This window comes from Microcoleus sp. SVA1B4 (assembly GCF_036700545.1).
Taxonomy (GTDB): Bacteria; Cyanobacteriota; Cyanobacteriia; order Cyanobacteriales; family Microcoleaceae; genus Microcoleus.
The window spans coordinates 125,049-138,883 of record NZ_JAUBPB010000001.1; the positions used below are offsets into that span (position 1 = coordinate 125,049).

Genomic DNA, 13,835 nt, shown 5'->3' on the forward strand with positions numbered 1-13,835 from the left:
GTGTTATCTACATATCGGCAATCACATCCAAAAAACGCTTAACCTGTTTTTCCCAAGTCCAATCCAGCATAAAATTTGCCGCAGCTAAACCGCGACTTTTAGCTTGTTCCCGATTAGTATAAACTTGTTCCAAAGCCTCGACAACTTCTGCAACCTCAGACTCTCCCCAACCTTCTACACCGGAAAAAGGAGCAGTTAGTTTAACTCGTCCTTGACTCCATAAAGGATAGCAAATGTTGCTGTAAATCAAGTCTAAATGACCAGTATTTGCTGATAAAATAGTCGGAATTCCGCAGGCCATACTTTCCATCGCGACTAAATTAGTGCCACCTTCACAGCGATTGGTAAAAACAGCGCAGTCGGCTTCTCGCAAAATTTGTCCGGTGAGGTGATTGGGAATTAAGCCTATGTCGATAAAAGAGTCAACTGGCAAACCGTTAGCCACTAACCATTGAGAAATTCCTAAACTTCCGTCCCGGTTGATATTGGGAAGTCCCGCAACGTTTCCAGTTTGTTCGATTCCTAGCATATACTGAGGCCAGAAGTTGTGCCATGTTGTTAGTAACAAAGCCTCTGGATGTTTGGCGCGAAATCGTTTGAAAGCGGCAATTACAATATCTTGACCTTTGCGATATTCCAGTTTGCCGCCGGAGAAGATGACGAAGCGATCGCCAAATAGATTAGATTTGGGTGCAGGATGGAAAATTGTTGGGTCAATTCCTTGATGTACCATCGCCACATTAGTCAAGCCGCAGCTTCTCAAAACATCGGCATTCCAGTTGGAACCGGCGACAATCACGCTATATTTTTTGGCTGTTTCTAGTGCTTCTGCTGTGATTCGCGTGTCTTCAAAAAATATGACTCCTATTTGACAAGCGCTGGTAATTTGATTGTCAACTCCAGAGGATGCTAAATTATTCCCCAAAGCGTAAAGTACGGGAAAATTACAACTGATTTGTTTGTCGGAATTGGTTGCTACTAATTCCTGAAAAGTTTTGTGCTTTTCAATGACAGGTAACAACAGCGATTTATGCAGCGGATTCATCGATTCTGAGGTGATTGATGGCGGTGTTAAAAGTGCAACTTCCCAGGCTGAATTTTGCAGCAGTTGTAGTGTTAAATTCAGGGCGTAAATTCCCCAACCGCTGGTGATGCTGATCGGCCAACTGACGCCCATTCCGGTAATTTGTGGGGGAGTTTCTGGGGGTTGAAGCCGAGGCGGAGCCTCTGAATATGCGTTACCAGGCAGAGCTTGGTAACGAGTAGATTGTAGGGGCGGTGCCCCCGTGCCCGCCCTCTCTAGCAAGGCTGCTTTTATACGATCGCACACTCCATCCCAATCACCGGCTTTTTGTTGCCTAAACAGACGCACAGTGGGATACCAAGGGCTATCTTCGCGTTCCAGCATCCAGCGCCAATCGGGCACAAAAGACAGCAAAATCCAGACTGGTTTGCCCAAAGCACCAGCCAAATGCGCGACAGAAGTATCTACACAAATTACTAAATCGAGTTGCGAAATAATTGCTGCTGTGTCGGCAAAATCGACGCAATGTTCGCTCAAATCTTCAATTTGGTGTTGATTTAATAAAGTAATATCGCCCGCTGACAAATCTTTCTGAAGACTGTAAAAACTCACTCCCGGAACATCTACAAATTTCAGAAAATCGCTCAATTTACACGATCGCTGATGATTGTTGCGGTGCAGCGGGCCGCCCGCCCACACAATACCTACTTTTAGTTTATTGTTCGGCTCTAGGGAAAATTTAAAATCCTGTGGCGGAGCTAAATAAGGAATATTCGCCGGTATATTTTCCAAAGTCGTTCCCAGAATTCGGGGCAAACTTAGCAGCGGGGCTTGCACTTGAAAATCAATCAAATCGCTCGGCTTGACTCCTACTCGATCGACTCCTGCAACTCCTTCAAATAAACGCTTCAGCAAGACATGACAAGCCACAATAACTTTGCCGCCTTTTTGCTTAACTAAAGCCGCGTAGCGGATAAATTGTATCGTATCACCAAAACCTTGTTCAGGGTGCAATAAAATTGTTTTTCCCTGCAAATCAGAGCCGTCCCAAAGTGGTTTCTCAAAAGAGCGCGGATCCAATTGTTGAGTTTGCCAGCGCGATTCGTACTCCGCAAAACCACGCTCAAAATTTCCAGTTAAGAGCAAAGCTAAGGCTAGTCTCAAGCGCCAATTTGGCGAGTTGGGACGTAGTTGAATTGCTTTATTGTAGAAGTCGATCGCCTCTGCGACTTTTCCTTGTTCTTCGAGGGCGGAACCCAAATATAAGTTTGTTTCGCTCAGATTGGGATTGGTTTCTAGCGCTTGTTTGTAATGCGAAATTGCCTCGATTATTTGCCCGTTTTCCTGTTTGAGATAACCTAAACAACTGTGGGCTTCTGCGTGGCTGGGTGAGGCGGCAATTACTTGTTCATAACGAGCGGCTGCCTCTGCTTTTTTACCTTGTTTTTCTAAGGCATTTGCTATGTAAAATTGTACCTGTGGCGGCGATAAGGCAAATCGAGGCGAAGCTTCGGTATCTCCGTTACCAGGCACAGCCTGGAAACGAGTAGATTGTAGGGGCGGTGCCCCCGTGCCCGCCCTCTCTAGCAAGGCTGTTTTTATGCTCTCTAGCAAGGCTGTTTTTACGCGATCGAATACTTCCTCCCAATCGCCCGGTGTTTGCTGCCGAAACAGCCGCGCTGTCGGATACCAAGGGCTATCTTCGCGTTCCAACATCCACCGCCAATCCGGCATAAAACACAGCAAAATCCATACGGGTTTACCCAAAGCACCGGCTAAGTGCGCGATCGCAGTATCCACGCAAATTACTAAATCTAGTTGCGATATCACCGCCGCAGTATCGGCAAAATCGTTCAAATTGTCGCTCAAATCTATCACGGGAATTTGAGTTAACAAACTACGATTTTCAGGCGATAAGTCTTTCTGAAGACTGTAAAAACTTACACCTGCAATATCTAACAATTGCAGGAAATAGCTTAAATCGCTCGATCGCTGAAAATCTTTCAAATGTTCCGCACTTCCCGCCCACGCAATCCCAACTTTGAAATTGCGATCGGAATTTAGAGAAAATTGCCAATTCGGCGGCGCAGCTAAATAAGGAACATTTGCCGGTATATTTTCTAAATTTGTTCCCAGAATATGAGGCAAACTCATCAGCGGTGCTTGCACTTGGAAATCGGGCAATTCATCCATCCGAACCGCCACTTGTTCGATGCCAGGAATCTGCTTAAATAAACGCTTCAGTTCTTGATAGCAAGAAAGGATTACTCTGCCGCCTTTTCGCTGCACAATGGCTGCGTATCGCACAAATTGAATCGCATCGCCCAAACCTTGTTCGGATCGGAGCAAAATAGTTTGTCCGTTCAAATCTGAACCGTCCCAAACTGGTTGGTCAAAATTCAACCGTGGCAATTTTTTCGCTTGTTCTGTTTGCCAGCGCCACTCGTATTCTGCTAAACCGCGCGGCAAGTCCCCAGTTAACAGCAAAACTAAGCTTAAATTGAAGTGACTTTTAACACAATTTGCATCAAGTTCGAGAGCTTTACTGTAACACCAAATTGCTCGATTTACGTCTCCTAATTGTTCAACAGCACTGCCTAAATTAGTAAGAGCTTCTAGATAATTATGGTTCAAAGATATGGCTCGTTCCAAGCTAGAAATTGCCTGTTCTATTTTTCCCGCCCCCAAGCGTAACGTTCCCAGGTGATAGTGTCCTGCAGGATTGTTAGGTTCTGCTTCAATTGCCCGCTCGTAAAGCCGTTGAGCCTCGTCTAGCTGAGATTGTGTTTGCATCGCCGCACCCAAATTTACTAGAGCTGGCACGTAATTGGAATTGACAGAAAGTGCTTGATGAAAACACGCGATCGCACTTGGCAACTCGCCCTGCTGCTGGAGTATCGCGCCGAGATTGTTGAGAGCTTTGACGTAAACCGGATTCAGGGCGATCGCCTTTTGAAAGCAAGATATAGCAGCCATTATATTGCCTTGCTCTTGCAGCAAAATACCCAAGTTATTGTGGGATTGAGCGCAGTTGGGATCAATCTCGCTCGCGCGCTGATAATAGGCGGCAGCTTCGGCTAAATTGCCTATTTGGTGCAGCGTCACTGCCAAATTAGTGGCGGTCTCTATCGAATTGGGCTGCAAAAATAAAGCATTTTTAAAATAAGCGATCGCCTCGGCAAATCTTCCTTGCGCCTTGAGAATATTTCCCTGATTAAACTGTCTTTGATATAATTCAATATTGGTTAGACTTTCTCTGGGCGGTATAGCTGGTTTATGCTGGACAATTCTTTCTCTCAGCGCCAAAGCAGCTTGTTCTAAAACTCCTTCCCAATCTCCCGCTGTAGACTGGCGAAACAGCCGCGCCGTGGGATACCAAGGACTATCTTCGCGTTGCAACATCCACCGCCAATCCGGCACAAAACACAGCAAAATCCACACGGGTTTGCCCAAAGCACCAGCCAAGTGCGCCACACAAGTATCTACAGAAATCACTAAATCCAGAGCCGAGATTGCCGCCGCAGTATCCGCCAAGTCGTGCAAATAAGAGCTTAAATCTGTTACGGCTATTTGCTCTAACAAAGCGCGATCGTCTGCTGTTATTTCCTTTTGCAAGCTGTAAAAATCTACTCCGGGAATATCTAACAGTTTGGTCAAGAAATTTAGCGGTAACGATCGCACCTTATTTTGGGAATTTTTAGGATTTCCTGACCATACAATTCCCACTTTCAAATTAGTAGTTGGATTGAGAGTAAATTCCCAACCGGGCGGCGGAGCTAAATAAGGAACTTTGGCGGGTATAGTTTCTAAAGTTGTTCCCAGAAGATGAGGCAAACTCATGAGCTGCGCGCGCACTTGAAAATCCGGCGCATCCTCTGGATTAACTATTAACGCATCGATTCCCGAAACTTCTGCAAACAAGCGCTGCAAGTGCGGCAAACACCAAACAATTACCCTACCGCCTTTTTGTTTGACTAAATCTGCATAGCGGATAAACTGAATTGCATCGCCTAAACCCTGTTCCGGGCAAAGCAAAATAGTTTTTCCCTCCAAATCTTTACCATCCCAAACCGGCTGAATAAAGTTGTGGCGCCGGAACTGTTTTTCTTTAACTAGGAGTCGCCATTCGTACTCGCAAAAACCGCGCTGAAAATCTCCTGCCAGCAGCAAAGCTAAACCTAAATTTAGGTGAGATTCGGGGCTAGCGACATTAAATTTAACTGCTTGGCTGTAGTAGGTGAGAGCATCCGCAAATTGTCCGCGATCGTGCAAAGCACTTCCCAAACTGGTGAGGGGATTGATATAACCGGGTTTGAGTACGATCGCCCGACGGTAACAATCGATCGCCTCTGCCATATTTCCCGCTTCCTCAAAAGCTTTGCCGAGATTGTTCAAAGCTTGTGGAAAGTCGGGTTTCAGCCTCAAAGCTTGCTGATAGCAGGCGATCGCATCTTCAATTTTGCCCTGTTTGTGCAGGACAATTCCCAGATTGCCGTGAGCCTGTGCACTGGCTGGCGATGCCTGAATCGCTTGCTGGCAAACAGCTAAATCCTCATCCAACTTATCGGGGCTAGACAGTGAACTCAGATAAGCGAGATCAGTTTCTGCCCAATCCGGTTGCAGCGCCAGAGCTCGATCGTAGTATGCGATCGCATCGGAAATTTTGCCCTGTCGGATCGAGGCGTATGCTAAATGCTGCAAAGCCTCCACATCATTGGGAGCGAGCGCGAGCGCCCGTTCGTAATTTGCGATCGCCCGTTCGTAATTCGCGATCGCATCCTCCCCTTGTGCCTCCAAAGCAATTCCCAAATTCAAATAAGCCGCCGCGCAATTAGGATTGACTTGAATCGCTTGCTCGTAGCAGCTTATAGCCTCCGCCACATCCCCTTGCTCTTCCCGCAACAGGCCCAAATTAATCAGCGCTTCCGCGCAATTCGGGTTCAAAGAAAGCGCCCGCTCGTATTGTGCGATCGCATCTTCAGTCTCCCCCGCTTCCGCGAGGGCGCTGCCCAAATTGCTCGCAGTTTCCGCCAAATTACCGTCGATGAAGAGGGCTTGTCGGTAGTGCGCGATCGCCTCTGTTACCCTGCCGGTATGCTGTTTAACAACGCCTAAATTGCTGTGCGCGGCTGCGTAATTAGGATCGATCGCGATCGCTCGCTCATAACAAGCGATCGCACCGCCCAAATCGGCTTGCTGCTGCAAATCCACGCCCAACCGAAACTCTGCATCCGCCCCATCCGACGGGACAAATGCAGCAGCAACCGCGCCTAGAGCTTCCGCCACCCGATCGAAAACGTCCTCCCAGTCGCCCCGCTGATGCTGGCGAAACAGCCGCGCCGTCGGATACCAAGGACTATCTTCGCGCTGCAACAGCCACCGCCAATCCGGCGAAAACGCCAGCAAAATCCACACTGGTTTGCCCAAAGCCCCCGCCAAATGGGCGACAGCGGTATCGACGCTAATGACTAAATCCAGTTTGGCGATCGCAGCAGCAGTATCGGCCAAATCGCCAAAATGCGGGCTCAAATCTACGATCGACGTTTGATTCAACAGCGCGCGATCGGCCTCAGAAACCTCTTTCTGCAAGCTGTAAAAACTTACCCCCGAAACGTCCAAAAGCGGCATAAACTGGCTTAAACTGCAAGAACGCTGCTTGTTTTTGCGGTGTTTTGGATTGCCCGCCCAGACAATCCCAACTTTCAAATTGCGATCGGGCAAAAGTCCAAATTCAGCACCCGCTGGCGGAGATAAATAAGCAGTATTTGCCGGGATTGTTTCCAGATTGGTACCAAGAATATAGGGCAAACTCAACATCGGCGCTTGCACGTCAAATTCCGGCAGTGGCTCCCCTTTAACTATTAGCAAATCAATGCCCTCAACCGTTGCAAATAAACGGTGCAATTGCGGGTAACAGCCCACAATAACCCTACCGCCTTTATTTTTGACGATCGCAGCGTAGCGAATAAACTGAAGCGAATCACCTAAACCTTGTTCGGCGTGCAGCAAAATAGTCTTTCCCAGCAAATCAGAACCGTCCCATAGAGGCCGGTATTCTCTTGCCGAAACACTATTATCCGGCCCCGTCAAAAAACAGGAATGACCAGTGTGAAATTCTTTAATTTGCCAGCGCCACTCGTATTCAGCGAGACCATTTTCCAAATCTCCCACCAACAGCAAAGCCAAGGATAAATTCAGGTGAGCGCTAGCATGATTTGGATTTAAATGAATCGCTCGTCTGTAGCAGGATATCGCATCTTCTACCGCACCTTTTTCCAGAAATGTCCTGCCTAAATTGTTGATAGCTTCCACAAAATCCGGCAGCAATTCTAGAGCTTTGTGATAATACTCCAGCGCATCTTCTAAATTGCCCTGTTCTTGCAAAACTGTTGCCAGATTGTTGTAAGCTTCCCAGCTATGCGGATTAATTTCCAGCGCTCGCCGGTACAGATCGATCGCCCTGAAAAGTTCGCCTTTTTCTTGCAGCGCCACGGCTAAATTAATCAGTGCAGGTACGAAATCCGGTTGAGCTACAAGAGCTTGCTCGTAATGTGCGATCGCCTCGGACACTTGACCTTGTTCCTCAAAAATCTTTGCCAAGTTGTAAGCTGTTTGAGGAATATTTGGAGCGATGGCTAAAGCTTCTCGGTAGTGCGGGATAGCGGCTTCTAATTCGCCCTTTTCTTGCTTGAGAAAACCAAAATTAATCCGCGCTTGAACGCAATTTGGCGCAAGCGATATAATCTGTTCGTAAAGGGCGATCGCCTCTTCCCGATCTCCTGTTTCCATTAAATGTTCTGCTTGCCGCAATAAATCCTCTAAAACAACCGGGTTATCGCCAGCCGTTCCGATCGCAACCGATGTCTCAATTCCCTGCGATTGCTTAACTGCGGAGGCTTCTGCTAACCCTTCACTCGCAATTAGAAATATTTGTTGACTCTCTTGAACTACGCTTGCATCTGTCATTTTGAGAGCCACCGAATCGAGGTCAGGCTTATCATTAGCAGTCATTGCGAGTGAAACGAAGTCAAGCGAATCTTTGGCAGAATCCTCGGAATTACTAGCAGTATTGGCGATCGCAAATAAACTCAAAGCCGCCTGTACTTCCTCAAACAATTCTTGCCAACTTTCCGGCTGACTTTGGCGAAAAAGCCTCGCAGTTGGATACCAAGGATTGTCTTCACGATCCAGCAGCCAACGCCAGTCAGGAGCAAAAGAAAGCAGCACCCAAACCGGTTTTCCTAAAGCACCAGCTAAGTGCGCCACAGCCGTATCGACACTAATGACTAAATCCAGTTGAGATATAGCCGAAGCGGTATCAGCAAAGTCGTTCAAATGCGGAGTTAAATCCGGCACTAAGTGTTGGTGTAACAAAGTGCGATCGCTCTCGGACAAGTTTTTTTGTAAACTATAAAAAGCAATTCCCGGAACATCCAAAAATCGAATAAAATCGCTCAAGCTGCAAGAACGCTGATTGTCTTTCCGGCGCTTCGGACTTCCCGCCCAAACAATCCCTACCTTCAACTTGGCATCAGAAGAAAGCGCAAATTTGCACTCAGCAGGCGGATATAAATAAGGAACATTTGCTGGTATTGTTTCCAGAGTTGTCCCCACAATTCGCGGCAAACTCATCAGCGGCACGTGAACGTCAAATTCTGGCAAACCCTCAAAACTAACTGATAAATATTCAATGCCGGCAACTGTCGCAAACAACCGCATCAGTTCTGGATAGCAAGCCACCATAACTTTAGCCCCTCGGCTCCGAAGAATCGGCGCGTAGCGAATAAACTGAATCGAATCGCCAAAGCCTTGCTCGACGTGCAGTAAAATAGTTTTTCCCTGCAAATCCGAACCATCCCAAACCGGCTGTTTAAATTGCCTCGGTTGTAGTTGCGGAGTGCGCCACCGCCACTCATATTCAGCAAAACCGCGCTGAAAATCTCCGAACAATAGCAAAGTTAAGGCGAATTCCAGGTGGGCGATCGCGTTTTCTGGCTGCAATTCCAAGGCTCGACTGTGACAAGAAAAAGCTTCTTGAAATTCTCCTAAATCGACCAAAGCGTGTCCGAGATTATTAATAGCCTCCACGAAATCTGGCTTTAAATTTAGGGCTTGTCGGTAGTGGGATATTGCTGCTTTTGCATTGCCTTGTTCGTGAAAAAATGCTCCTACATTGTTGTGAGCTTCGGGATTGTTGGGGTCTAGTTTTACCGCTTGCTGGTAGCAGTTGAGAGCTTCTGCTAATTTACCTTGCTGCTGCCAAACTGTTCCCAAACCCATCAGGGAATATGTCAAATTTGGATTGATTTTTAAAGCGTGCTGGTAACAGGCAATTGCCTCATTTAAGTAATTCTTCTGTTTAAATATATGTCCTAAATTGTGCGCTGTTTCGTGCAAAGTGGGGTCAATTCGCAGAGCTGTTTGGTAATATAAAATAGCCGCATCTATTTCGCCTAATTGCTGTTTTGACCAGCCCAAATTATTGTAAGCGAGTGCGGAATTTGGCTGGATTTTGATGACTTGTTCGTAACTGGCGATCGCCCTTTGATATTCCCCTACATCCAGCAAAACATTAGCTTTATTTAAATGTGCTTCTACAAAATCGGGGTTTTGGGCGATCGCCCGTTCGTAAAAGTCGATCGCCTCTGCAATTTTTCCCTGCTGTCTCGCCGCTATTCCCAACAAACACAGCACGTTTGCTGATTCCGGCTGCACTTCTATTATTTGCCGATACAAATTCTCAGCTTCTAACAAACGGCCCGCTTGGTGATGTTCCCAAGCTAATTTCAAAGAGTCTTCGGCACCCAGTGTACAGGCAGATTTCCGCAATTTTTTTTGAGAAGCCATAGTTGTCTTTGTTGTTTGGGAGTTCGCTAACTGGTAATTGCCAAATAGTTCTAATTTGTTAACTCTTCCTTCCTTCTTCCCCCTTCCCCCTTCCTTCTTCCTTCTTCCTTCTTCCTTCTTCCTTCTATCCTTTACATCCGTTACATAATCCGTTGCCGAACTTCCGACTTCCTTCTTGCTTCTTCCCCCTTCCATCGGAGTGACATCCGTTACATCCGTTACATCCGTTACATCCGTTACAGAATCCGTTGCCGAACTTCTACCCCAACAAACAAGCTGCGGGAAAAATCAGATATTCTAAGAAAAACAACTTCCAGATAAACTGATAAAATGCAGCAATTTCTATTTTATCGTCCAAATCAACTTTCGTGCTCCAAAACCACATCAAACCCAAAGCCGCCAAATGAGAAACTGCTAGAAACACTAAATTAACATTAGACAATACGATCGCTCCCGCCAAAGTCGCGCCCAAATAACAAACCGTCAACACCCAGCGAGATAAATTAAAGACGGCAGGCTTGCCCAGCTCAATCGTAAACGTAGTAATATTATATTGCTTGTCCCCTTCCATGTCGGGGATATCTTTAAAAATGGCGATCGCAAATGTAAACACCACAACAAAAACCGTCAGCACCCAAACTTCCGCAGGAATCTCAAAAGACAAACTCTCCAAACTCCAGCCAGAAAAAGCGCTTTTCGCCATCCCCAAACCCAACACCCAATTAAAGTGCAAAAATAACCCTAAATTTACGATCGCGCCCCGCACCGTAAAAATGCACAGCGCCGCCCAAAAAGGAAACCGTTTCAGCCGAATTGGGGGCAGAGAATAAGCAGTCCCGATCGCCAAACTAACACCAACAGTAGCCAGCAAAAACGGGCCTTGTAAAACAGCAGTCAAAATTGCTATAATTCCCGTTGCAATTACAATTAATTCCCCGGTTTTCCGAGAAAACGCTCCAGAGGCGATCGGCAAATACGGCTTATTAATTTTATCAATTTCAACATCTTCTAACTGGTTCAATCCCACAATATAAATATTGCCGCAAATGCAAGCTAACCAGGCAAAAGCTAGGGGCAAAAGTACAGGATTCACAAACAGCCTCGTGCTTTGGGCGATCGCGTACAAAGCCAATACACTCAAGCTAGTACCCACAATTGTGTGCGGCCGAGAAAACTCCCAAAATGCCCTCACCCAGCTTTGCGGAGCCGAGCCATTTTTATCACTCCAAGACTTGCCAATCGAATCATTGCCCATAAATCTCACACCCACGCCAAACAAATAATATTCTGTAGGGTGCGTAATACGCACCTTACTCATCAACTCAAGACTCAAAATTTCTCTGATATGTGCCTGTTATTTTACAGCACAAATCATTCCAAAACGAATCAACCCGCTCTGATATCCACGGCTCATCAATCCGAGAGCCAGTGCTGCTTGAATAGTCGTCCAACCGCTAGTTAGCAAACCCCAAATCGCGCTCGGAGTCAAAGCAGAATCGATCACCACATCCCAAAAAGGAGCAACAGCTTTTGACCAATCAGCCGTGCGAATACTTGTCAAAGGCAAACTGCGGACAATTTCCTCATATTCCGGCAAAGAAATCACATAAGGCAAAGCATAAACCCGGTAAATTTCTGCCAATTCCTTTCTCTCTTTATCAGTTAATTCACCCGCCGTTTCTCCCACCGGGCGGTGACACCAAGTTGCCAAAATCAAAGTTCCTCCCGGCTTGAGTACGCGGCAGCATTCCTGCAAAAACTTAATTTTGTCTGGCATATGTTCGCCACTTTCGAGCGACCAAACCAAGTCGAATGACTCATCAGGAAAAGGCATATTCAAAGCATCTGCCACCAAAAAATTCACATTGCTTTCAAGCCCAGCAATTTTAGCGCGTTCGGTCGCTCTGTTGGCCTGTACCGGACTCAGAGTAATCCCGGTAGCTGTAACGCTAGCGCCCGTTTTGTTGAGTTCGGGCGATCGGCTAAAATCTCGATCGACCTCGCCATCCAACTTTAAATTATTTTGAGCGATCGAACTAAACTTTTCCGTCAAATACAGTGTGCTGCCGCCGATCCCGCAACCGACATCGAGAATGCGGTAAGATTCACCCAGTGCCTTCTCTGACGGGACTCCAGCCCAAGCCAGCAGTTCTTCTATCAAATCTATCTGAGCCTGTCGGCGCTCTTTTTTCAAATTGCCATCCGGGCCGTAGTAACCGTGGTGCATATGTTCGCCCCACACCTGCTCCCACAAACCGCTAGAAGCGTCGTAAAGTTGCTGAATTTGCTGGTAAAGTGTTGATGTCATCGCCGGATCGCAAGTTATTAAAGGAATTCTACCGTTATTTTCCCGCTGTTGTCATAGAAATTGGCGATTGAGTTCGATCGGTCTCCGGCCTTCGCCAGATAGAGATGTCCTGATTTCAAGCCCGACGCTCTATTTGTGGGTTCCCTCTAAAACCTCAAATCTAAAATCGATTTGTGGGTTCCCTCTCAAATCTAAAATCTAAAATCGATTTGTGGGTTCCCTCTCAAATCTAAAATCTAAAATCTAAAATCTAAAATCGAATGACTGTCTCGCGAACCATTTGCTTGGGCTTTCTCGCCGTCATCACCGTAGGTGCTCTATTACTAATGATGCCCTTTTCCACAATTGATGGAACTTGGAGCGATCCAATAACAGCACTGTTTACCTCTACTTCCGCTGTCTGCGTCACGGGATTGTCGGTGGTGGATATCGGAAAATATTACTCTTTTTGGGGGCAACTGTGCCTACTTTTACTGGTGGAAATAGGAGCATTGGGCTACATGACAGCCACGACTATCTTGCTGCTGTTATTGGGCCGCCGCTTTGGCTTGAAAGAAAAAATTGCCCTGCAACAATCTCTCGACAAATCCGGGCTAGCCGGCGTAGTGCAACTCGTGCAGTCAATTCTAGCAACAACCGTTTTGTTTCAATTAACAGGAGTGTTTTTGCTGATGACGGTTTTCGTCCCCCAGTACGGATTTAAAGACGGTCTGTGGTTGGCGGTATTTCACAGCATTAATGCCTTTAACAACGCCGGTTTTAGCATCTATTCAGATAATTTGATCGGCTACATCAATTCGCCTATGGTTAACTTCACAGTCTGCAGTTTAATCATATTTGGGGGAATCGGCTATCAAGTCATTATGGAATTGTACCTGTGGCTGCGCGATCGCTTCAACAAAAGCCCTATCTGCACAGTTTATTCCCTAAATTTCAAAGTCGTTACCACTACAACTGCTGTCCTTTTGATTTTAGGAACGCTAGCCTTTTTTGTGCTGGAATACGACAACCCAGAAACTTTCGGCTCTCTAAATTTTCCTCAAAAGGTGATGGCAGCTTGGTTTCAATCTGTTACTTCCCGCACGGCGGGATTCAATACAATTGACATTGGCAAAATGAGCGAAGCCTCGCTATTTCTGACTGTCGCGCTGATGTTTATCGGCGCCAGTCCTGGCAGCACCGGCGGCGGAATCAAAACCACAACTTTTAGAATATTGTTTTGCTGTACCACAGCAGTTCTCGAAGGTCAGGAAGATGTGGAGTGCTATCAGCGTCAAATCCCGCCAGCAATGATTCTAAAAACTATTAGTGTAGTCTTCGGTTCCATGTTGGTCGCGTTCACATCTGCAATCTTAATTGAGCTGACCAATCCCGAACTAAAATTTATCGAAGTGCTATTTGAAGCAGTTTCAGCTTTTGCTACGGTCGGCCTTTCCACAGGGATTACAGCCAAGATTTCAGCGATCGGTAAGCTGGTTTTGATTGCTACAATGTACATAGGTCGTGTTGGCGTGCTGATGCTGATGAGTGCTGCACTCGGCGACCCCAAACCCAGACCTTTTAAGTATGCTGAGGAAAGTTTGTTAGTCGGATAAAAAATCCTGCCTCGTTGCTGATAATCTAAACAATGGGTGACAACCCAAATCAACTTTTACT

General features: G+C 46.5%; 4 protein-coding genes. 1 reads left to right on the forward strand and 3 read right to left on the reverse strand.

The window, feature by feature from the left end; all coding sequences use genetic code 11:
• Nucleotides 1–7: 7 nt before the first annotated feature.
• From QT987_RS00520 to QT987_RS00530, 3 genes are all read right to left on the reverse strand, one after another.
• Nucleotides 8–10,066 (reverse strand): tetratricopeptide repeat protein, encoded by a 10,059-nt coding sequence (locus QT987_RS00520; RefSeq protein WP_333236342.1) that lies wholly within the window; start codon nt 10,064–10,066, stop codon nt 8–10.
• A gap of 64 nt (nt 10,067–10,130) precedes the next feature.
• Entirely contained in the window at nt 10,131–11,189 is a 1,059-nt protein-coding gene (locus tag QT987_RS00525; RefSeq protein WP_333236344.1) for a homogentisate phytyltransferase, read from the reverse strand.
• A gap of 36 nt (nt 11,190–11,225) precedes the next feature.
• Nucleotides 11,226–12,179, reverse strand: a complete 954-nt coding sequence (locus QT987_RS00530; protein WP_333236346.1) for a methyltransferase domain-containing protein — start codon at nt 12,177–12,179, stop codon at nt 11,226–11,228.
• 260 nt (nt 12,180–12,439) lie between these two features.
• Here QT987_RS00530 and QT987_RS00535 point away from each other — a divergent pair, with 260 nt between their 5' ends.
• Nucleotides 12,440–13,774, forward strand: a complete 1,335-nt coding sequence (locus QT987_RS00535) for a TrkH family potassium uptake protein (RefSeq protein WP_333236348.1) — start codon at nt 12,440–12,442, stop codon at nt 13,772–13,774.
• Nucleotides 13,775–13,835 lie beyond the last annotated feature (61 nt).